The 23456-nt window shown below is 48.6% G+C and carries 16 protein-coding genes; 12 read left to right on the forward strand and 4 right to left on the reverse strand.

The genetic code is table 11. The features are described from left to right. The first annotated feature begins 58 nt into the window (after nt 1–58). From ACYQ2L_RS02170 to ACYQ2L_RS02205, 8 genes are all read left to right on the forward strand, one after another. A complete protein-coding gene (locus ACYQ2L_RS02170) occupies nt 59–1075 on the forward strand; it encodes a sugar ABC transporter substrate-binding protein (protein WP_460050576.1) in 1017 nt (338 codons plus the stop codon). Then, complete coding sequence (locus ACYQ2L_RS02175; RefSeq protein WP_460050578.1) at nt 1075–2598, forward strand: sensor histidine kinase; 1524 nt, start codon at nt 1075–1077, stop codon at nt 2596–2598. Before ACYQ2L_RS02170 ends, ACYQ2L_RS02175 begins: the two co-directional genes overlap by 1 nt. Next, entirely contained in the window at nt 2595–4109 is a 1515-nt protein-coding gene (locus tag ACYQ2L_RS02180; protein ID WP_460050580.1) for a response regulator, read from the forward strand. Before ACYQ2L_RS02175 ends, ACYQ2L_RS02180 begins: the two co-directional genes overlap by 4 nt. Beyond that, a complete protein-coding gene (locus tag ACYQ2L_RS02185; RefSeq protein WP_460050582.1) occupies nt 4110–5210 on the forward strand; it encodes a substrate-binding domain-containing protein in 1101 nt (366 codons plus the stop codon). A 145-nt stretch (nt 5211–5355) separates the two neighbouring features. Further along, nucleotides 5356–6378 (forward strand): sugar ABC transporter substrate-binding protein, encoded by a 1023-nt coding sequence (locus tag ACYQ2L_RS02190; RefSeq protein ID WP_460050584.1) that lies wholly within the window; start codon nt 5356–5358, stop codon nt 6376–6378. A 76-nt stretch (nt 6379–6454) separates the two neighbouring features. Beyond that, nucleotides 6455–7981, forward strand: coding sequence for a xylose ABC transporter ATP-binding protein (locus ACYQ2L_RS02195; protein WP_460050586.1), 1527 nt, complete (start codon nt 6455–6457; stop codon nt 7979–7981). A gap of 2 nt (nt 7982–7983) precedes the next feature. Further along, entirely contained in the window at nt 7984–9186 is a 1203-nt protein-coding gene (gene mmsB / locus ACYQ2L_RS02200) for a multiple monosaccharide ABC transporter permease (protein WP_460050588.1), read from the forward strand. 120 nt (nt 9187–9306) lie between these two features. Beyond that, nucleotides 9307–11133 carry a methyl-accepting chemotaxis protein gene (locus ACYQ2L_RS02205; RefSeq protein WP_460050590.1) on the forward strand — a complete coding sequence of 609 codons (1827 nt, stop codon included), beginning with the start codon at nt 9307–9309 and terminating at the stop codon, nt 11131–11133. 22 nt (nt 11134–11155) lie between these two features. Here the strand turns inward: ACYQ2L_RS02205 and ACYQ2L_RS02210 are convergent, their stop codons facing one another. From ACYQ2L_RS02210 to ACYQ2L_RS02220, 3 genes are read right to left on the reverse strand one after another with little or no spacing between them, the layout of a single operon-like run. Beyond that, on the reverse strand, nt 11156–12196 hold the full coding sequence (locus ACYQ2L_RS02210; RefSeq protein ID WP_460050592.1) for an Ldh family oxidoreductase: 1041 nt from the start codon (nt 12194–12196) through the stop codon (nt 11156–11158). A 58-nt stretch (nt 12197–12254) separates the two neighbouring features. Then, nucleotides 12255–13364, reverse strand: coding sequence for a hypothetical protein (locus ACYQ2L_RS02215; protein ID WP_460050594.1), 1110 nt, complete (start codon nt 13362–13364; stop codon nt 12255–12257). Then, complete coding sequence (locus ACYQ2L_RS02220) at nt 13357–15219, reverse strand: DUF1538 domain-containing protein (RefSeq protein ID WP_460050596.1); 1863 nt, start codon at nt 15217–15219, stop codon at nt 13357–13359. Before ACYQ2L_RS02220 ends, ACYQ2L_RS02215 begins: the two co-directional genes overlap by 8 nt. Nucleotides 15220–15337: 118 nt before the next feature. On the opposite strand from ACYQ2L_RS02220, the gene ACYQ2L_RS02225 reads away from it, so the two are divergent. Then, nucleotides 15338–18460: a cyclic nucleotide-binding domain-containing protein gene (locus tag ACYQ2L_RS02225; protein ID WP_460050598.1), complete on the forward strand. Its 3123-nt coding sequence runs from the start codon at nt 15338–15340 to the stop codon at nt 18458–18460. 15 nt (nt 18461–18475) lie between these two features. Here the strand turns inward: ACYQ2L_RS02225 and ACYQ2L_RS02230 are convergent, their stop codons facing one another. Further along, nucleotides 18476–19633 carry a hypothetical protein gene (locus ACYQ2L_RS02230; protein ID WP_460050600.1) on the reverse strand — a complete coding sequence of 386 codons (1158 nt, stop codon included), beginning with the start codon at nt 19631–19633 and terminating at the stop codon, nt 18476–18478. Between the two features lie 96 nt (nt 19634–19729). Between ACYQ2L_RS02230 and ACYQ2L_RS02235 the strand changes: the two genes are divergently transcribed. From ACYQ2L_RS02235 to ACYQ2L_RS02245, 3 genes are read left to right on the forward strand one after another with little or no spacing between them, the layout of a single operon-like run. Beyond that, the gene (locus ACYQ2L_RS02235) at nt 19730–20677 is read left to right on the forward strand and encodes an AAA family ATPase (protein WP_460050602.1); all 948 of its coding nucleotides are present in this window, start codon (nt 19730–19732) and stop codon (nt 20675–20677) included. A gap of 19 nt (nt 20678–20696) precedes the next feature. Then, nucleotides 20697–21923, forward strand: coding sequence for a DUF58 domain-containing protein (locus tag ACYQ2L_RS02240; protein ID WP_460050604.1), 1227 nt, complete (start codon nt 20697–20699; stop codon nt 21921–21923). Then, nucleotides 21920–23455, forward strand: coding sequence for a DUF4129 domain-containing protein (locus ACYQ2L_RS02245; RefSeq protein ID WP_460050606.1), 1536 nt, complete (start codon nt 21920–21922; stop codon nt 23453–23455). Before ACYQ2L_RS02240 ends, ACYQ2L_RS02245 begins: the two co-directional genes overlap by 4 nt. Nucleotide 23456: the final 1 nt, after the last annotated feature.

A 23456-nucleotide genomic window follows, 5' to 3' on the forward strand; every position in this document is an offset into this window, starting at 1 on the left:
AAATCCCGATAGTTCCGAAAATTTGTGACAAATGAAGCAGATAGCCTTACACTGTGCTATGCGAATGCCGGTAAAAGCCCTGTTCGTCCTGTCGTTTATAGGAATCTGCAGCGCTGCCCTGCTGCTGGTGTTCTGGTATACACAGGCGACGCAGCATATTCTGTTCAACGAGGGGTCAGCACGAAAGGCTCATACCCACATCTCCATCATTCTGCCTCTCGAAGGAGGTGTTTTCTTCGATCAGCTGGCAGAAGGAGTCGTTCATGAAGCACTGCGCCGTGATGTTGCAGTTGAGTTCCTGCATTACAGTGACATTCTTCCGGAAACCGAACTGCGGCTGCTGCTGCGTCAGGTAAGCTGGATGCAGACTGATGGAGTGCTTCTGTATCTTCCTGAATCCTACGCCATGGCTGCTGAACTGGATGAGCTTGTTTCCAGAAATATTCCTGTTGTAACACTTATACACGATAATCCATTTTCCAACCGCACAGGCCATGCCGGCTTTGATAATGAAGTGCTGGCCAGAGAGCTCGTCAGACTTATGCTGAGTGACTATGATCCATCATCTGTGCCAGAATCATGGGCTGTCTTTTTTGCAGGTGATGATTCCTCACAGGGGCTACAGGACAGACAGCGGATGCTGTCCATTATGCAGGCCATGATAGAGCCCTATCCTTATATCTCTATTGATGTAGTTCAACATCTTGAATCAACCGGACATTTTGAAGGCGAGAAACGGACTGCCAGTCTGCTTCGCGATATGCCTGGTATAAATGGAATTGTCGTGGCTGCCCCTCGAACCCTTGGTGGAGTCGTTCATGCACTGATCGACCAGAACAAGCTGGGAGATATTCGCATAGCAGGATTGGATAGCAACGAAGAAATTGTAACTGCAATAGGACGTGGCCTGGTTCAGGGGACTATATACCGCTATCCGCAGCAGATCGGCAGAAATGGACTCCGTCTGATTCTTGATGCCTCACGGAGCCAGTACATACCTGAATACACACTGCTCAATTACACAGCCGTAGACCGCAATAATCTGCATGTACTGCTTCCTGAGGGGATCCGCTGATGGCAAGTTTACGCCGCAGAAGCCTGCTGTATCTGTTTGCACTGGCGATCCCTATTATGCTCGGGGTACTGATTCCAATTACCTTGACCTATTCACTCCTGACGCAATCCCTGCAGATTTATGACAGGAACAAACAGTATCAGGAAGTGGATCGTCTCGTATTTCTGCTTGATCAGGCCCTGAACGACTATCTCCTGACCAAATCAACCGACAGTCTTCGGTACTATCTGGAGATTTCCATGCAGCTGCGTGAGGCAGTACCGCAGTTTTCACTGGAGATTTCTGAAGAGCAGATCAGACAGGGTGAGCGATTTCTTGAACGGAGCGCTCATTATCTACTGTTGAGTCTGCAGGAGACCGCTGATCAGGCAGTTCAGGCGAAACGGGGCCGTTCACCCGAACTCTATGCTGAGCTGTATGCTGAAGTCCGTGTGCAGGTTCGGCTTCTGAACAGTCTGTTCATCCAGCTTTCCCAAAATGAATTAACCAGAGTAATGGAAATTCAGGAGGATTATGCCCCCATCCTTTCACGAATTCAGCAACTCAGTTTTCTGTTTCTTATTTCCCTTATGATTTTCACTGCGATGCTGTCCTCTATTTTTGCCCAGAAGATAGCGGAGCCGATTGTTCAGTTATCCAGCAGGGCTTTGAGTCTTGCAGATGGCGATTTTTCCAGCAGTGATTTTGTATCCAGGGGCAGTACAGAAGTCCAGCAGCTGGCGATGGCCTTTAATACCATGAAGCATTCTATTCAAACCTATATAACAGAACTGCAGCATGCTGCTGAAGTAGAAAAAGGCCTCATGGAGGAGCGTGTAAATAATCTTCGCATGAAGAACACTCTCAAACAGGCTGAGATGACTGCACTGCAGAGTCAGATTCAGCCTCATTTTCTATATAATGCCCTGAACACAGCGGTTCAGCTGGCAACAATTGAGGATGCTGACCGGACAAGTGAATATATCGATTCACTGGCATCGCTCTTGAGAGAGACATTGCGGCCTTTGTCGGAAGCGACCACACTGGGAAAGGAAATTGAGACCCTGCAGTCCTTTATGTTTATTATGCAGATCCGTTTCGGGACAGAGCTACTTCTGAATATAGACTGCCCTGATTCTGCAAGGTCGGTTTTCCTTCCGCGCTTGATCCTGCAGCCTATTGTGGAAAATGCGGTACAGCATGGTTTTCAGAACGGGAATGGAACAATATGGCTGAGTTCTGAAATAAGTGGTGACAAGCTGCTGCTTTCAGTGGATGATGATGGAAGGGGTATGGCGGAATCCCGCTTGAATGAACTGCTGCAGAGTCTTCACATCCATGATGATGACGAATTTATTCATGGCTTCGATGTTCGATCCACTACCAATGGTATCGGTCTGCGTAATGTCATGTACAGGGTGCGTCTGTTTACAGGAAGAGAAGATTCTTTTTTTATCGAGACATCCAGACGGGGTGGCCTTTGTGTCAAGGTTGAGGTGCCGGTTAATGCCGGTTCTAATTTCTGGGAGAGTACCGATTCATGAAACGCAGAATTTTTGTAATAGATGATGAACTTCCGGTTCTTGAGGGAGTGCAGCATATCATCGAGTCTTCATTTCCTGAAGGTGAGGTCTGTGGCACAGGACGAAGCGGTGTTGAAGCCTTGAAGAAACTTTCGGCTGATCCCCCGGATATATTGCTGGTAGATATTCATCTGCCTGGAATATCCGGTCTGGAGATAGTAAGTGAAGTCAAGCGCAGGAATCCAGAGGTGCTTTGCATTATTATTTCTGCATACGAGCAGTTCAATATTGCCAGGGAAGCCCTGGATTTCGGGGTTTTCGCCTACATTGTCAAACCAGTTACAAAGAGCCGCTTGTTGAAGGTTCTTCAGAAAGCGGCCGCGGCACTCGATCAGGAACAGCAGCAGCAGGAAGAGCATCTTTACAGTAAGGTTCTCCGTCAGTCGGTTGAGAGCCTGCTTGAGAGTGAGTTTATCCAGCGGGTTTTTTCAGGGGTCTGGAAACCGGATGCCGATCTATGGCAGCAGTGGATTGTTGCTCTCAGAAGCCTGCGCCCTGATTTTTTCCCCCGGGTGCGGCTGGTCAGGGTATCGCTACCTGAAGGGATCCAGTCCCGGGATACGGACAGAAAAATGGCGATAGCCTTGAGATATAAGGTTCCCTGCTGGACTGGAGTCATCGCTCCTGGATCTGTTGGAGTGCTTGTAGCATCAGAAAATGAAAAGGCCGTTTCTATGCTATCCGAAGCAGCCCGGGAGCTTATGCATCTTGCCGGTGCAGGAATCGGTCTCGAACCGCAGATTGACTGCAGTACGGATTTCAGTCTGGAACGTCTCTGGGAATTCCTTCCTCAGTTTCTCTCGCTTTTCAGTAAATCCTCACAAAGCAGTGTCGAGAGCAGGAATATCCCAGCGCTTCGGGTACATCTTCAGCAGCTTTGGCCACGTATCTGTTCCAGGGACAATACGGGGCTTTCTGTCTGGAGATCGGATTGTCTTTCTCTGCTTACTGATGTCCTTCGCTCTGACGGTGAGACGGCACGAATGCTGCTGCTTGAACCCTTATATCTTGCCTATCAGAGTCCTCAGGTTCCGCCCCTGATTCTGAGCAGCCTTGCGGTGTGTGCTTCTGCTGAAGAAATGCTTGATCTATTGATCAGCCGTCTACAGGATGCTCTGAGGACAGGAGGTGAGGAAACCGTGGAATCCCGGACTCTTCAGACCGCGATTGATTATATAAGGGGGAATTTCGGTCGGCAGCTGTCTCTGGATGATGCCGCCGGAATTGCTGGGGTTTCCGCTGCACATCTGTCCCGGCTGTTCAGGCAGGAGCTCCAGCTGTCTTTCTCTGATTATGTCACATCGCTGCGGATGGAATATGCGCGGAAGCTTCTCGAGCGGCGTACATACAGCATCAAGGAAATCAGCGAATTGACGGGGTATTATGACTCGAATTACTTCAGCAGGGTATTCAAGCGATGGGTTGGGCTCCGGCCGAGTGAATACGCGGAAAAGCATTTGGTGGAGGATTGAATGAGGATTACAAAAACCGGCTGCGCTCTGATACTGCTTGTTGTTCTGATATCAGGCAATTCCTGTACTGATGATGCAGAAGCACCGATCGCGGATGTTGAACACAAGAGCATCCGGATCGGTTTTTCACTGGATTCACTGGTTGTTGAGCGCTGGGCGCGAGATCGGGATGAGTTTTTTACAGCCGCAGGGGAATATGAAGCCCAGGTAGTTCTGAGGAACGCCAACGAGGATCTGGAAGCACAAAGGCGCCAGCTTCTTGAACTGAGCAGACAGAATATTGATGTACTTGTCATTATTCCGAATGACAGTGAAGCTCTATCGGACACTGTGCAGCAGATACGGAATCAGGGAATTCCGGTACTTGCCTATGACAGAGTTATCAGGAATGTCCCAATAGATGCCTATGTCAGCTATGATCTTCATCTTACCGGGCGCATTATGGCTGAATCGATTGTAGCTGCCCTGCTGGAGAACGACACCGGTGTGAATGAGGCTGAAGACACAAACCATGTCCCCAGGCTGCTGATTATAAATGGAGCCCTGAACGACTATAATAGCTTTGTAATCAATCAGGGAATAATCAGTGCACTTAGACAAGCCCTGCAGAACGGAGAAATCGAGCTGCTTGAAAGCATGTGGCTGCAGCGCTGGCGCAACGAGGAGGCCCGTGATGCCATACTCCAGGCTTTTGAGCGCTATGAACGTATCGATGCTGTCATTGCTGCCAATGATCTGATTGCAGATGCAGTGGTTCGGGAGGCTGCCGGTTATGGCTTGGCTGGTACAATTCTGGTCAGTGGCATGGATGGTGATCTGTCGGCAGTTCAGCGAATTGCGGAGGGAACACAACTCATGACCATGTATAAACCAATATCACCTCTTGCCAGGGAGGCAGTCGCTGCTGCTGTCCGGCTAGCCAGAGGTGAGGATCCGGGAACCGAAGAGCGGTTTTTCAACGGAAGTCATGAGATACCATTTATCAAGCTGAAACCGGTACTGGTTACCAGGGACACCATTATGGATACCGTAGTTGCAGATGGCTTTCATGACTTTGCAGATGTCTACAGGAATGTTTCCCCGGAACATCGTCCTCGTTAACCGCAATATAATGATGCACTATTAGTACTGCCAATGAGCAGTAAATTTCTTCATGTGAAAAATGTCCTGCACAAAGCAAAAATCTTCTTCATGACAGCAGCCGCTTGCGGGCGTATTGTGAATCATCAATCCTAAGGAGGACTGTATGAACAAACGTTTCGCTTTGATTGCCGGTATTATCGCACTGGCAATGCTGATTCCAGCTGTTAACGTAGTAGCTGGTGGACAGACAGAACAGGCTGAAGTAAGCCGACGCCTGGTTGTAGGACTTTCACTTCCAACACAGCGTGAGGAGCGCTGGGTACGTGACAGAGAAACAATGATTGCTGAAGCTGCACGTCTTGGCGTTGACCTTCGTGTTGCAGTAGCTGATGCTGATATGGCACAGCAGGCCAGCCAGGTCGAGAATCTTCTTGCACAGGGAGTTCAGGTTCTGATTCTTGCTCCGCACGATGCATCTGCTGCTGCTACTCTTGCTGAATTGGCTGCTGCAGACGGCGTTCCGGTAATTTCCTACGATCGCCTTATTCTGAGTGATAAGGTAGCTGTATATCTTTCATTCGACAATGAGCGGGTAGGTGAACTGCAGGGCCGTTACATTACCGAGCAGGTTCCTGCTGGTAATTATATCGTAATGTCAGGTGCTCCAACCGACAACAATGCAGCACTCTTCAAGAGAGGTGCAATGAAATACATCCAGCCTCTGGCTGACGCAGGCGACATCAATATTATTACCGAGCGTGCCGTAGATAACTGGTTACCGGAAAATGCATTGAACATCGTCGAAAATGCACTTACTGCTTCCAACAACCAGGTTGATGCAATTCTGGCACCAAATGACGGAACTGCAGGTGGCGCAATTCAGGCTCTCGCAGCCCAGGGTATGGCTGGACAGGTTCCGATTACCGGACAGGATGCCGAGCTTTCTGCTGTACAGCGGATTGTTGAAGGTACACAGTCTATGACTATCTTCAAGGATACCCGCGATCTTGGTACACAGGCTATTCAGGCAGCTATTACCCTCGCTCAGGGACAGTCAGTTCAGACCAACGCTGAGGTTGAAGGTGTTCCTTCACTTCTGCTTACTCCGCATATCATCACACGTGATAATATCAATCTCCTGATTGACAGCGGATACCTGACCCGCGAACAGATTTACGGAAACTAAGTCTTAAGTGAGACATTGATAGACCGGAGGCTCCGGCCTCCGGTCTATTGTCAGAACCGTAAGGATGGGAGAATCCATGAGTAATTACATATTGGAAATGCAGGATATCGTGAAAGAATTTCCTGGTGTCCGGGCCTTGGATAAAGTCAGTTTCCAGGTGAAATCCGGAGAGATCCACGCACTTGTTGGTGAGAATGGAGCCGGAAAATCAACCCTTATGAAGGTGTTGAGTGGTGTGTATCCGGCCGGTACCTTTGAAGGACGGATAATTGTTGAGGGTGAAGAGCAGAATTATTCATCTATCAAGGACAGTGAACGCGCCGGGATCAGTATTATCTATCAGGAACTTGCCCTTGTTCCGCAGATGTCCGTGGCTGAGAATCTATTTCTCGGAGCAGAGAAGGGTTCAGCGTTCAAAATCAATTGGGATGAAACCATTCAGGATTCAATGAAATATCTGAAGGAAGTAAATCTCGATGTAAATCCGAAGACAAAAATAAAAAATCTTGGCATTGGCAAGCAGCAGTTGATAGAGATAGCCAAGGCAATAGCAAAAAAGGCCAGAATCCTGATACTGGATGAGCCTACTGCGGCTCTGAACGAGCATGACAGTGAAAATCTGCTGGAAATTCTCCGGCAGCTGAGAGATCGCGGGGTCACCTGTGTCTATATCTCTCATAAACTGGAAGAAGTTCTGGCGATTGCAGATACCGTGACAGTGCTCAGGGACGGCCGGACAGTAGCCTCGCATGACATGCACGGAGCAGACAGGCTGAACGAAGCGAAAATTGTTTCCCTGATGGTGGGCCGGGAACTCACTGAACGATTTCCACGGGTTGAGCATACAGCCGGTGATGTGCTGATGCAGGTGAGAAACTGGACCGTTCAGGATCCGGATAATATTGAGAAAAAAATAGTCGAGAATGTTTCTTTCGATATACGGAAGGGAGAAATTCTCGGTGTTGCAGGGCTAATGGGCGCAGGCCGTACAGAGCTTATGATGAGCATATTCGGATCCTATGGAAAACGTCTCAGTGGTGAAATCTATCTGGATGGGCAGAAAGTGGAAATAAACAGTGCTGCTGATGCCATTCGCGCCGGTATTGCCTACGTTACCGAAGACCGCAAGGGCAAAGGCCTGGTACTTGGTATGGACGTCAAGCAGAATACCAGTCTTGCTGCTTTGAAGAGTCTGTCAAAGCTGTCGGTAATACATGACCTCGAGGAAATCCGTGAGACAGAGCATTATGTAAAGTCACTGAGGATTAAAACTCCGTCAATCGAACAGAAAACAAAGAATCTTTCAGGTGGAAACCAGCAGAAGGTAGCTCTTGCAAAATGGATGCTGACCAAGCCTAAGGTTCTGATTCTCGACGAGCCAACTCGAGGTATTGATGTCGGGGCTAAATTCGAGATCTACAATATTATGAATGATCTAGTTGAGCAGGGAGTCTGCATAGTCATGATCTCTTCTGAACTTCCTGAGGTACTTGGAATGAGTGACAGGATAATAGTAATCCACAACGGACGCCTGAACGGCGAATTAGACTGGAAAGATGCTACGCAGGAAAAAACCATGCTGCTGGCAACCGGAGGAAAATAAAAATGACACGAATAAAAGCAGGTCAAACAAGCATGCAGATTCTGAAGGATCAGCTGCAGCATAATGTACGACAGTACTCGATGTTTATTGCGCTCATTGCAATCGGACTGATTTTTACCGTCCTGACGGATGGGATCTTTCTGTCACCCCGTAATCTGTCCAACCTGATGCTTCAGACATCGTTTATCGCTGTTCTGGCAGTCGGTATGGTGCTGGTAATTGTGGCAGGGCATATTGATCTGTCTGTCGGTTCCATAGTCGGATTCACCGGTGCTTTTGCGGCTGTCCTGCAGGTGCAGCTGGGATTCAATACCCTGACAGTGGTAATCCTTACGCTTATTCTGGGAGCTATTATCGGTGTCTGGCAGGGGTTCTGGATAGCCTACCGCGGTGTGCCCGCTTTCATAGTGACCCTGGCCGGGATGCTCACCTTCCGTGGAGCCTTGATCGCTCTGACCGGCGGACAGACTATCTCACCGCTTGAACCAGCGTTCAGGGCGATCGGACAGGGCTACATCCCACGTCTCTTCCTGAATACCGATGCGATTGCAGGCTTTCACGACTTCAGTTTTCTTATTGCTGTAGCAGCAATCGCCGGTTATCTGGTAATGGAACTACGGAACCGCAGCCGTCGGAAATCCTATGGTTTTGCGAACCTGCCGATGTCGCTCTTTGTTGCCAAGATGATTCTGGTATCCACCATGCTCTGGCTCTTCTTCTCCATTATGGTTAACTATCGAGGTATTCCATACTCGATAATGATTGTTCTGGCTCTTGTGCTTATGTTCGGATTTCTAACCAACAATACCACTTTTGGTCGGCATGTATATGCAATCGGTGGAAACCGTGAGGCTGCCTTGCTCTCCGGTATCAATATAAAGCTCAAGACATTGTGGATATTTGTAATAATGGGAATCCTTTCAGCTCTCTCGGGCCTGGTGTTTACAGCACGCTTGAACTCTGCTACTGCCAGTGCGGGCAACCTGTTCGAGTTGGATACGATTGCAGCGGTTATTATCGGTGGTACGAGTACGTATGGCGGTGAAGGTACAATCTTCGGCGCGATTATCGGAGCGCTGGTTATGGCGAGTCTGAACAACGGTATGAGTCTCATGAATATATCCTCTGAATATCAGATGATAGTTAAAGGTCTGATTCTTCTCCTTGCAGTCTGGTTTGATATTGCCAGCCGCAAGCGCTCCTGATCCACCTCCTGTTGATTCCGGGCAGGGTTTTCCTTGCCCGGAATCACTTTCCCGCATAGAATGGAATTCGGTAATAAACAATAAAATATGCAATAATAAAGATGATCCGATGGAGTTATTATGAAAATCAGGTCAAAACTGTTGGGGCTGCTGCTGTCAACGCAAGCCGCTTTTCTCATCGCTATTGCGGTGTATCTGCTCATCTTGTTGAGGCCTATCATCGTAATTAATGCTGAATCATCCGAGATCCGTATTCTGAATGACCGGCTTAACCGCGAACTACTGCAGCTGCACAAGGTCACAACCGGGCAGTTTGCTCTTGAGTTTGAGGAATATCAGAATACAACCCGTCTGACACTCGAGGCATTTTCAAGGGTAGGAGCTCTGGAGGTTCTGCCGGGTATGAATGAGACTCTGGCACACAGTATTTCGGCTATTCAGCGCCTGGAACCGCTGATCAGAAGTAATCAGGAGCAATTTATCGCCCAGGCTCAATCGCTGGTCCGGACCATAGAAGACGAGCAGATGTTTATTCGCAGTTTTGTATTCCGGAATCTGATTGGAGAAACCACACTCTCTCCGAATATGAGAACTTCTGCCCAGAATTATTACCGGGGTCTGGTACAGCTCGTGGATTCTCTTGAGTCCAGTCTGAGAGTCCTCCAGGATCAGGAAGCGGTAATCAATCATGAGATCCAGCGTATTGAACGGAGGGGACTGCAACTGACCGGAATAATGATATTGTTCCTGCTTGTGTTATCCAGTGCTTTCAGCGCCGTATTGGCTGGTTCCCTGGCGAAAGCCGTACGTAGAATTGAAGACCATCTTGAAAAAATGAGCCTTGGGGATCTGCGTACCCGCTGTAACCTGAAAAGAAAGGATGAAATCGGTGAACTCAGTACTCATACAGATCGATTTATTGACAAAATCTCGGGACTTATCGGGGCCGTTCAGCGGGAATCATCCGAGAACCTGGAGGTCAGGGACAGGATTCAGGCGTCGGTTGGGAGTACTTCCCGCTCACTGGAAAACATTCAGGGAAACACGGACAGCATTTCCGGCAGCGTCGGAAAACTGAACAAGGCAATTGAAGCTGTTGCAGAAGACAACAAACAGCTGCTGATGTCGCTGGAGCAAACACACAAGCTTGTTGAGGATGAATCATCCATGGCAGAAGAAATGAACGCCTCTGCTGAGTCAATGGCCACGGTCCTTGAAAATACACTACAGATTACCAGGGAAAACCGGGAAGCTACCGGGCGCCTCAAGGAAGCATCCGACTCAGGATCGGTACAGTTCCAGCGTACGATGACAGCAGTTCATGATATTGACAGTTGTACCAGTGAAATTACCCAGATGTCGAAGGTTATTCAGGATATTGCGGCCCAGACCCAATTGCTGGCTATGAATGCAGCCATTGAAGCCGCCCATGCCGGGGACCGGGGCGCAGGCTTTGCTGTAGTTGCTGCTGAAATCCGGAAGCTGGCTGAGCAGTCGGCCAGCGGTAGTAAAATGATTGTTGGAGCAGTGCAGCGTATAGTGACTGCAATCCAGACAGCCAATGATACCAATACCCAGATGGATAAGGTATTCCATGATCTCACAGAATCGGTGGCCGAGGTGTCGGAGCGGTTTCAGATTCTGTTTGACAGCATAGATCAGATCCAGCATTCAGGAGATGAAATCCGCCTGGTTTCCCGCAGACTGCTGGATGTTTCATCTGATTCAAGACAGCAGGCAGGATCAATGAGCGGTTTTGCAAAGGAAGTCGAACAGCAGATGTCTCTGGTCCAGAATGTTTCACGTGAGGTCACCGCTGAAATGGAAGCGATATTGAAGGGGGTTGAAAATATTACAGCCGTAGTTAATGCTCTGCAGCAGGAAACAGATCTCATGGCCGAGGTCAGTCAGCGGATGGATCATGAACTGGGGTATTTTTCCCTTTAGTTGCAGTATTTTTCTGATATCTTTACTTATACGCAGCAGGCTGATTTTCCGGTCTGGGTACCTCGACTTCGAGCCTGTCTGACCATTCTGCAAGCTGAGTATATACTTCAGAGCGGATTTCAATTCCTTCAACAGCTGCTTCCAGACTTCTGGCAGTCGAGAAAGTTCCCGGCAATCTGAGGCCAAAGGCCTGCATCTGTTTCTGCAGTGTTTCAAGACTGAAATGAGGCGGAGGGCTTATTGCTACTATTGTCTGGCTGTGGGTGTTCATTCCCCCGGGTATCTGGATGTCGGTGCTTGTTTCACCGCCACTGAAAACGCCAGTCAGTATTTCGTGCATCAATGCCATACCGAAGCCTTTATGCCCCCCGATCGGCTTGACCCTCCAGCCTTCTACTGCTTCGGCGGGGTCAGTGGTCGGTTCGCAGTCGGAATTAAGCGCCCAGTAATCCGGAATGCTTCCGCCCTCCCTTTGGAGACTTAGTAGATTTCCGATTGAACTGTAGGCCAAGGAGGTGTCAAGCAGCATGCCGCCTGTACCCCGACCGTTCGTGCTGTCCTGATTGGGCATAGGAGCTCCGAAACCTACGGGGTTATTGCCTATTACTGCTTCCGGGCAATCCGGACCTACCATGCTCGGGTCTGTGTTGGAGTAGATTATTGTAATAAATCCAGCTTCCACACCCATCTGTACAAAGGGGTAGGCAGCCAGAAAATGATTGCTGTGACGTACGGATGACATTCCAATGCCGAATTTTCCTGCTCGCGCAATCGCTGAGTTCAATGCATGACAACAGCAGAGTTCACCTAATCCTGAATCACCATCGAAAACATGGACGGCAGCGAAGTCATGTACGTCTGTGAATAAGGGATTTGCCTTGTTAATATCTCCGGTCAGGCGTTGAAGCCTGCCGGGTAGATCATGTATATCATGATGTCCAAGCTTTCTGAGGCTGGCCCTGTAAAATATATCTGCCACTGCTGCGGCATTGCTATGTTTCATTCCTGCAGCTTCAAGCAGGTTTTTTGTCCATGGGAGTATCTGCGTGGCGGATATATGCATCTATCTAATATAGCACAATAGTCTGCTGCCGGAAAAGATATGACTTTGGAGAAAGTTCTTATACTCTATAGGAAAAAGAAAACGGTACTGGCATCAACTGCAGTGACAGTAATGTATCCGGCTTCTGATTGCTGATCTCCAGTATTCTCGATACTGCTTTGTCCGTTATTCGCTCGGGCAGTGTGATTATACACCGCTCCCTTGCTCCATGCGGGGCTTCGGTAGTCCGGAGCTGCTGCGTGCGGGTTACGGTTGCACCGCCTGCTCCGGCTTCAAGTGCCGCTGAAACATACTCGCTTGAGCGCTCTTCGGGACAATTGAGACAGAGTTCATTCATGTTCCGGGTGAAGGAAACGCGACCTTCAGAATCGATATCAGGGAAGCGTCTGCGCCAGGCTGTGTCGTTCTTTAATTCGTCGATAGCAGCAATAATCTGTTCTATACTTGCCTGCTGTTCCTGCGTGCCTATTTTCAGGCGTGTATCCAGTAACCCGCAGCTTACCGGGGTCATATAGAGAAAGCCCTTTCCAGGCCTGTTCAGTCTTCCCACTTCTATCAATAGTCTGCTTATGCCTTCTGCATCAATTGCTGGAACCAGCAGGTGCACCAGATCCTTTTCCTGCGGGACAGTTATTCTCAGCAGACCAAGTTTGTCTCTGATTCCAGTGCCGCTCCCGTGGGTAATTATAGGTAAGCCGGTACCCAGTTCAAGCGCTGTGCCTGCAAGGTCCTCTCCGCTGCCGTGCATGGAAAGAATACAACTTATTAGGGATAGCTTATTCAGCAAGTACTTTCTTTCTCTTTCTTCCGGGATAATTTCCGGTCGGTCACCTTTCTGTTGATCAATGTATTCTGTGACTTCCTGAAGGAATATGGTCCCCCGGCCGGGTTGACTGAGCTTCAGCTCATGAATCAATCGCTGCATGATCAGATCAGATTCTGCCGGATCCACCGTCAGCCGGTATATATCCACGGGGCTGTCCTCGAGGCTGACAGAGCGTCCGGAGAACAGGAACCTGTTCTTCCTGTATCTTTGCCGGACGTTTCTTCCATTCTCTATGCTGATACTGGAGTCGGTGCATCTGGAGATAATTTCCGTTGCGGTCGATGCATTCCTGCTATGGATCATACAGGTGATTCGGTGGAGCATTTTTCCGGAATCATACATTGTCAGCGTCTCCTTCAATGGCTCTTACAATTGTCCGTTGATGAATTTTTACCGAAATACCGTACAGAAGTACAGCTACAATTGGATACACCGAGGCTAAGGCGAGAATACCGAAGCCATCCGGAATATTCAGAACTCTACCCAGTCCAAGCCCCATGGCCATAACCAGCGGGACAGTAATTGCTCCTGTTGTAACACCTCCACTGTCCCATGCCAGACCGGTAAATTCTTCATCGCTGAAAAAAGTCAGAATCAGAGCGATTCCGTAGGGAGGAAGCAGAAACCACATGGCCGGTAGATCATAGAGTATCCGGATCACTCCGAGGACAAGACCCGATCCGACACCGATCGAAACCGCCCGTATGACTACGGTTTTTTTAATGGTTCCAACGCTTATTTCCTCTGCGGTTTTCCCGAGAGCGTTGAGGGCAGGTTCTGCAAGCGTCGATCCATACCCCATACCGAATGCGAACAGAAGGATTATCCCTATGCCCATTCCTGACAGTCTGGGGTGAAAAAATATACTTGCTCTTGCTGCATGTGTATAGATCGATCTTTCTGCATCATATTGATCCGGTTTAAATTCATAAGTACGAACCCTGCTGCCGTCATGGAAATGAAAGAATTGCTTGCTGCTGCCGTCTTCGGTATAGGCGGAAAAGATGCTGGATTCATCAAAATCATGAATATGAATAGCATTGTTTTCAATATTATCCTGCTGGAATATCTGTGGGAGCATTCTGCCTGCTTCGTCTCCAAGCGGAGTGAGTCCGGTTTTGACACCGGTGGTCAGAAGTGCCATGCCCAGGAGTGCGAAGAAGATACCCAACAATACCTCATCCATATATCTCGGCCGGTCTCTCAGCAGAAGAAACAGTACCAGGGATAGCAGGGCGGTAAGCGGAACAACCGCCTGCATTGCCGGGCTGATCTCAGACAGAAAAATCTGCAGTATGGATTCAGATGAATCATGAGGGAGCTGGTTATCATCAAGAGTATCTGACAATGCCGAGTCGATCTGTTGAATTTCAGCTGAAGCCTCCGCTGTGTCCTGTGTATTATTGATTACCGGGTACAGTAGTATTCCCAGGGCCATAACACTGAGAACCGGCAAAGCAGAAGCCAGAGTCACGATTCCAAAGCTGCTGCCGGTCTTATCACTCTTGCCTGAGGATCTGGAAACACCAATTCCCAGAGCGAGAACCAGAGGTACTGTAACGGCTCCGGTGGTCACCGCACCTGCATCCCAGGCCAGACCCAGAACAGGAGAAAGTATTTCATTGCGTGAGAAAAAATATGTAGCTATTAACAGGATGGGGAAAAGGATCAGTATTACTGGTTTAATCGAAAATCCGAGGTAGAATCTGACCATGCCGAACGCGACTGCAAAGCCTACACCGATACCGATGGCGAGTATAAGAAGTTGCGGGTTCTGTTCCAGAATATAGAATAACAGCGGGGCATCAACAGCTGAAATCCCGGAGCCTGCCGCTCGCAGGGCGGCAACAGCAGGCTCGGCGAAGGTTGAGCTGATACCCAGCAGGACTCCGAATGGAATAATGATAGCAAGACCACCATGAGACGGCAGCTGAATACCTACTCTCTCACCGAGCGGCATCAAACCGAGCATTAGTCCTTCAATAAAAAAAGCAAGACCGAACACGACGAGTGCTATGCCGATAGCAATACCAATTGCATTTGCAGGAGGACTTCCAAAAACGAGAATCTGAAATCCTATAAGGTAGATCACAATAAAGGCCACTGATTTCAGTTGTTCCTTTATCTTGAGACCGGAGTAATCCCAGATCATACGCAGTGCAGCGAAGAAAGGAATACGGATGCGCGTGTGTGCCATGAAGTTATTTTATGCGATATCAGTACATGTGTACACATGATGCCAAAAAAAGTAGTACACTTATTTTGTATGGTCTGAGATCACTCAGCCGATAAAATAATCTTTGTATGGTGGTACAATGCATTCTGATGTTACAATTGCTGCACGATCATCGAAGGACCGGGTACTGTTTCTTTTCATCGGGCAGGCATTTTTTACCGGGTTATCATTTGGACTTCTGTACAACGTCGCGTATACATCGCTGGTTGTACAGTTTGGTTCTGCTGGACTCCGGACGGTATATGTACTTGTCGGGATTATAGTTCCGATTGTCTCTCTTTGCTTTAATGCTCTGGAAGAAAAACTGCACCTGGCGAAAACATCTCTGATTGTCACAGCGTCATTTGTTCTGCTTTTTTTTCTGATGTATATCGCACTGCAGATGTACGATGCTTCCTGGATCATTTATACGATGATGATCGTCAACATGATGGGAACCCTGTATCTGATGATGCTCAGAGGTTCCCAGGCGGTTGAGGTCTATGATGCCAGAACCATTAAAAACAGATATCCGAAGATCACCGGTGGTGAGATTCTTGCAGTAGTTATAGCTGGTCTTTCCGCTGCGCCTTTGGCTTCCTTTCTTGGAGCTCTTGACCGGCTTCTGCTGATCGCCGGGGTTTCCATGAGTGTTGCGCTTGTGTTTGTCTGGCTGATTGTCAAAAACTACATAATGCCGGTAGAAGCAATTCACCATGCTCATATTCACGAGCATACATCCAGTCATGATGAGTCCGGATTCCGCCAATTTCTTGCCATCCTCAGGAAAAAATACACTTTGCTTGTGTTCCTGTTTCAGATGCTCACTTCCATGATTTCCCTGTTGGTACAGTATATTGTCTACTCCCAGGCACAGAATTTTTTTCCTTCACAGGCAGAGATGAGTCAGTTCATCGGGTATGTCAAATCCGGTACAACCGGCCTCAGTTTTGTATTCCTCACATTTCTTGCAGGAAAACTTCTTGTTCGCTTCGGAATGCCGCTTGGTATCGCAGGCAGTCCGGTCGGAGTTTCTCTGGCCTTGCTGGCAGCATTGGTTGTACGTTTTTTTAATGGAGATGCCGGTCAGTATTTTTTCATAGTTATTGTGGTTTCCCAGTTCATTGATTACATGATGTACTCTGGTTTCTCCAAAACAGCGGTTCAAAGTGCATTCCAGCCTTTAGCCCCCAAAGAGAGAGATGTTGTTCACACTTTTGCCCAGGGCATCGGCATTCCGGTCAGTTATGGTCTGGCAGGTCTGCTTCTTATGCTGTTTTCCAGAATTACAGACTACACACCGGTAATGGCTGTGCAGCTTACGCTCGGTATAACTGCACTGTGCGGTGTAGCAGGTTATTTCCTGTATAAATCCTACAGAACAGAGTTGAGTAAGATGCTGAGCAAGCGGAGCATCGGAGATATTGAACTGGATCTGAATGATGCTTCTACCATGCAGGTAATAGATAATATACTGGAATCAGACGATCCCTGGTTAGTGAAAAGCGGCTTTGATCTATTGAGTAATTCCGGACACCAAAACTATCCTGAAAAAGTACGGAACAAGTTTACTGCTGCGGATAATCCGGCAATCATCAGGGATTTGCTGGAGCGTGTGGAGTATCTCAAGCCGGATTGGGGACTTGAGATTGCTGAAATCAAACTTGCGTCAGCAGATGATGAATCGGTACAGGCAGCCGCTCTCCGTGCGGTTTGCGCACTGGTGGATGAACCAGTCAAAACAATTCAGCACTATCTGAATAGTTCATCTGCGGTCATCCGCAGTGCTGCTGTGGCCGGCTTGTTTCTTTACGGCGGAATAGATGGGGTGTTGATAGCTGGTAATGTTTTTAACCAGATGCTTGAAAGTAATGATCCGGATGAAAGAACACAGGCTGCTGAAATCCTTGAACGGGCTGGCATCAGGAATTTTTACAGACCTCTGGTTGCGCTGCTCGGAGATCCGGAACAGCTGGTTGTTCACGCAGCACTCAGGGCTGCAGGCTCCGTCGCCCACCCGGGTCTGATTCCAAAAATATTACCCTGGCTTGATTATCCGGAAATGCGAGCTGATGTAATTGCTTCTCTGGGAAGGTTTGGAGACGAACTTATTCCATGGATCAAACTCGTTCTGAGAGGTGATGCAAGGATTCCCAGAGAGAGAGGTTTGCGATTAATACGTTCCTGCAGCAGGTTCTCCCAGTCGAGCCTGACAGAAGTACTTGTTCAGGCAATAATGAAATTGCAGGATGATGAATTACTGGATGCTGTATATACCGCTCTGTCGCAGCGGGGATACAGAGCAACGGGATCGAAAGTCAGATCTGTTATCCAGAAGGAGATTCTTCGGCATGCGCAAATCGCAGCGAGACTGCTGACTGCACAGCATCTTTTTGCTTCCGGGATCAGCGGAACGAAGCCTCTTCTGTCAAGCCTGCGTGACTTGTACAAACAGCAGCAGAACAGAATTTTTTCCCGATGTGCACTCTTGTACAGACAGGATGATATATTAGGCATTCAGAGAAAGTTTATAGAAGGCACCTCGAAACAGCGGGCTTTGGGCAGTGAATTGCTGGAAGTTCTCCTTGAAAGTCGTATCAGGCGGCAGGTAATTATGGTTCTTGAGAATACCTCAGCAGATCATGTGGACCTGCTTCGCGATGAGTTCGCCTTGCCGCGTCTTGGTATAAAAGAACAAATCAATGAGCTGTGTAATAATAGAGATCTGTGGACGGACGAATGGCTGCTTGTCTGTGCCCGTTATGCGGCTAGTTCCCTGGAAATAATTAATTATGAATTGGAGGATTCTGTGTTAACCACAATTGAACGGGTAATGACCCTTAAGGCTGCGGATATATTCTCTACCATCCCGGATGCTGTGCTTGCACATATAGCATCAATAGGTGAGGATCTGGATATAGCCTCCAAAGAATCTTTCATCCGTAAAGGTGAAATGGGAGACTGCATGTACATCATTCGTGCTGGCAAGGTTGCAGTTCATGATGAAAAGACTACTTTTGCAGAACTAGGACCCGGCAGTGTTGTTGGTGAAATGGCTGTTCTGGACCCTGAACCGAGATCGGCATCGGTAACAGCGATTGAAGATACAAGCTTGCTGAGAATCGGTAAGGATGCGTTTGACTCGGTTATGGCAGATCACCCGGGGATTGCAAAGGGTGTTATTCATGTTCTCTGCACTCGCGTGAGATCAAGCAATAAATAATTCAGTGAATGATTTCTACTCATACAGCAAAATCAGATTTAGGCCCTGGTGGAGTTCGCGTACTGGTGTGCTTATTCGTTCATGACCTCTGCTGACCTGAATACGGAAGTTTCCGGAACGTTGGACATTGAATACAGCTGGTAGTTCCTTCGGCCCGGATGCATCAGGAAAAACCACCAGTCTGTTTGGCATGAGACTGAGCACAATGAGCTGTCCCTGCCGATGTCGATAGTCTTCAAAAACCTGGATTGCCCCTTCAATAAGGTGCCCCCATTCTTCGGCAAGGTATTCCGTGAGAGGCTGTACAGGTGGCGTCCGTACCAGAGGCGGAATAGTAATAGCACTGATTCCGATAATTGTACCGCTAAGTGCTGTGCCGGCAAGGGCTGCACTGCGAGCTGAAGAATCTCCGGGGAAGAAGGGTAGTGTAACCGCAGGGATAAGCAGATCGGCAAGTGCTGCCCCTGAGATGCCGAAACCGACAACAGCACCGAAAATTTCCGGTACCGGGAGCCGTTGACGTCTGAAGTCATAGCGTTGTATTTCCTGCTCAAGCGAATAAAGCAGTGACTTGAATTTATTCAGGTACGGTCGAATTTGATCATCGGCAGGCATTTGCTCAGTCAATTCGCTGCTCAGTCCGGGAAGTTCCCTGTACAGAAGCATGGTCTGAATTGCCTGGTCAAAATCTCCCAGTGATATGTCGTAGGCAGCAAAGAGAGCCAGTAGGTGCAACGCGGTATACAGATTGTCATCTGCCATGCGCTGCAGCTGATCTCCATCTGTAGATTTCTGCAGAAGGGATGGATCAGGATACAGTTGATTTACAGTCACTACCATTGCCTGTGGATTGCGCTGAAAGGAGTAGAGTTGTTCCTCGAGTTTCCAGCGTAAGGCATATAGATCATATACCTGCCGCAGCCGGTTAACCTGCTGCTGGTTTGCAATGAGGTAGGCAGATGTGTTGCTATCTATTCGATGTTCCATTTCAGAGAGCGCCGCTGCAAATTCGTGTCGGAAACTGTGAAGTCCAATCCGGTCCTGGCCGAAAACCAGCAGTTCTTCTGCAGATATTTTATCGGGAGAAAAATTATACTCTGCTGCAGATAGAGGTATAAGAGCTAAGAAAACGAGGAAAATGCTATACAGGAAGATTTGGCTGCAAGACTTCATGAGATTCAGTATAGTGCGTTTTTTCTCCATTGCCCAGTATCTGGCAGTATTTGGCAAATAAAAGCAGGCCGTGCTATAATCCCGCAGGGAGGCAATGTGAATAATATACAGCAATGGGCGGAGAGTATTTATAACGAAGTAGAGAAAGTGTTTCTCGGAAAGAGACTGGTACTGGAAAAGGTGCTTGTTTCGCTGCTGTGCCGTGGCCATGTCCTGATTGAAGACGTGCCCGGGCTGGGAAAAACGGTTCTTGCTAGATCCCTGTCCACAGCCTTGGGTGGGAAGTTCACCCGTATTCAGTGTACACCTGACCTGCTTCCTGCAGATATCCTTGGTGTTTCGGTGTATCAGCCTAACGAAGGAACCTTCCGTTTCAGGAAAGGGCCGATTATGGCGAATGTTGTACTCGTAGATGAAATAAACCGCGCGACTCCGCGTAGTCAATCAGCTTTGCTGGAAGCTATGGCCGAACAGCAGATCAGCGTCGAAGGTAAGCAGATTGCGTTGCCCGATCCATTCTTTCTGCTGGCAACAGAGAACCCGGTTGAATTTGACGGAACATTTCCGCTTCCGGAAGCCCAGAAAGACAGGTTTTTCATGAGCCTGCATGTCGGGTATCCTGATCGGGAGGTTGAGGAGCAGGTGATCCTTGCCCAGCGTCGCCGGACTCATCCTGTTGTAGATCTCAAGGCTGTGAGTACTATAGATCAGATTACTGCACTGCAGGATCAGGTCGTGCAGGTTACTGTGGATCCCCTTATCATCAAATACATTCTCGATATAGTTGAAGCAACCCGTAATTCCGGGAATATCCGTGTCGGTGTCTCACCGCGGGGAAGCCTGGCATTGTACAAGGGGGCACAGGCTTTGGCCGCTCTACGCGGACGGGATTATGTCATACCTGAGGATGTCACTGAAATTGTGGTTCCGGTTCTCGAAAAACGTATTATCCCTTCCACTGATGCCAGAATAAAGGGAATTACGGCCATAGATCTGATTGAAGGAATACTGGAACGCACAGAAGTTCCAGTCAGCCGCTCCTAAACAATTATCCGGAGGATTCATGCGCGCACAGTACCGGGGGCTGCTTTTTCTGTTTATCTTGATATATCTCTTCGTTCCTGTGCCTCTGGTGCAGTGGTTTGGCGCTGCTGGAATCATGATTATCCTCCTGTGCTACCTGTATATGCGAACAGTGCTTGGTGGTCTGAGAGTGTACCGTCAGTCAGTGTCTCTCAAGACATATCGCAGTCAGGCTCTGGATGTCTGTATATTTATTGAAAACCGCAGCTGGCTGCCGATACCTTTGATTGCGGTTCTCGATGCCAGCGGTTCACTTTCCGGTGATGAAGAGTCCAGACAGACCATGAGTCTGCGCCCTCATGAACGCCAGGAATTGCACTACAGTGTTAAAAGCAGTCATCGTGGACGTTACCTCCTCGGTCCGATAGAGGTTCGGGTGTACGATCCCCTTGGTTTTTTTGCCCGTAGCTTTGAGATTCCCAGCAAGGCAGAGGTTATTGTCTACCCCGAGTTGTACCGGCTTGATACCCTGGTCAAGGAAGGAATGCCTTCGGGAAATATGCAGGTAAGTAATCCGCTGTTTGAAGATGTAAGCAGCTTCAGATCATTGAGGGAATACATGACTGGAGATGAAATTCGAAGGATTAACTGGAAGGCAAGTGCCAGAACCGGCAGTCTGCATGTATCCGAGTTTATGCCTACAATCAACTTCACCGGATTGATCTGTCTGAATCTCCGTGCAGAGGACTACGCCCAGCGCGGACGCTATCATGCCGGTGAACGAGCCGTCCAGACTGCCGCAGCCCTGGTGCGCTTCAACCTTGAGCGTGGCCAGTCAGTTGGAATTGTGACAAATGCAGCTGTTCCCGGTGATGCTGGAGATCATCTTTCCTGCATTCCTGCCGGCGATTCAGATCAGCATGGAGTCAAACTTCTGGAGCTACTGAGCTGTGTTGATTTTTCACAGGATGAGACCACTGTATTTGATCTCTTGACCGGACGCATTGAGACCGGAAGTATAATTCAGTATGTTGGCCCACAGCTGCATGAGGATGATCTTGTGCGTCTTGCCGCAATTATTCCTGCTGCTTCCCAGGTTGAACTGTATTATCTGCCGCAATCGGCTTCGTCACGCGGGGCGGCATCACATGAATCTACCCGGCAGGCAGCTTCGCTGGCAGCACGAGCGCTTAGAAAGGTAAAGGTTTTTCCTGTGGAGGACTATGGAGATAATATTACCACAAGCGCTGAGGGGATTACAGTATGAAAGAGAAAAGCAGGCAATTGAGGCTGAGTCCTGAACAGCGCTATCGACGGTTGATTCACCCTGCCATGGCCCTTCTTCCTTCAGTATTACCAGCCCTGCTGGTTGGGCTCAGCCTGATTTCCATTTTCAGGATGCAGGTACACCCAATTATGCTGATTGCCTTTACGCTTTTTTCTGCTGCTGTTTCCTTGATTTTTACGCACATCTTCAAGCAGGAAAAAGCTGGTGTTTTTGCCGGTCTGAGGGAGTTTGTTCTTCTTTTCGGACTGCTGTACCTGGTATATTCCATGACTCGAAGCGGGGAGTTCCTGCAGCGTCTGCAGCCTGGTCCCGGTCATTTTGTGCTGCTGTTACCCTCCTTTTATGCCTGGATGTCGAGTGCTGATATATTGAAGCGGCTTGAGAACCGGCTGCTGGTTCTTTCGTTGAAAGAAGGTGTAGCACGCAAGGATCTGAATACAGTAATGCGGAACAATTATGATGTTGTCGGAGATACAATACAGGCAATGCGTTCCTTACAGAGCTATTCGACTTTAGTACTTCTTGCGACCGCCTTGTATTCAATGGTAATTGTGCTCGTCAGCGGAGAAGTGTATTTGTCTCTGCTTATTCTTTTTCCAGCCATTGCAGCAGGTTTTTTCTGGTTCCGTTCACAGGTCGTGCAGTTCTGGCAGGAACTCACACTGGCAGCTGAAGGCATTCCCCTGCCGATGGATCAGCTCAAAGAGCAGTCAAGAATAGGTTGGTACATTCTGATTACCGCCGCGGTATTTTCTGTAATTGTGGCCCGTGGTGCAATTCTACCCGCGGAATTACTGCTTGCACCTTTTCTGTGGTTGGCACGCATGTTCGAGAATGAAGAGTTAACCGCTGCAGTGTATGAACAGATGTCGAACATGCAGGCAGCACAGCCACCGCCTCTTCTTCCTGAGTTCAGTGAGACTGCTCCGCGGGAGCCCGGTTGGTTTATTACAGTATTATTTCCGCTCATCAGACAAATGCTGCGTTATGCATTATTTCTCGGGCTCGGGCTATTTCTTTTCGCTCCCTTTTTCTCCAGGTCTTTCCGGGCAATTGTACGGCGATATGGATTTCTACGCAGTATTCTGGCCGCAATCCGATATTTTTTCATGCTTATCTGGTCAGAATTGCGGGGATTTCTTCCTGGATTTTCCGGAAAGGATGAGAATTACCGGAAGGTGCAAAAAGAGCTGTCTTCAGGTAGTAGGGCAGGTTGGGACAACGATGGCACCAGTTTGAGCCGAAAGAAAAAGCGGGAGCTTGATATGCTCAGCAAGGCCTACGATCGTTTGCTGAGTTGGGCAGAAAAGCGTGGGGTTCCGGTGAGAAGAAGTGATCCCCCCCAGCATTTCGGAGGGAATATCAGTAATAGATATCCTGATATCAGGATGCAGACAGAACGATTCATCGAAATTTTTGAGGAAGGGTTTTATTCGGAGCGGGAATTGAGTGCCGGAGCAATCCAGGAATTCGGTATTCTGCAACGTGAAATACGCCGCAAGCGCAGCTGAA

It is taken from the genome of Spirochaeta dissipatitropha, from assembly GCF_054657935.1.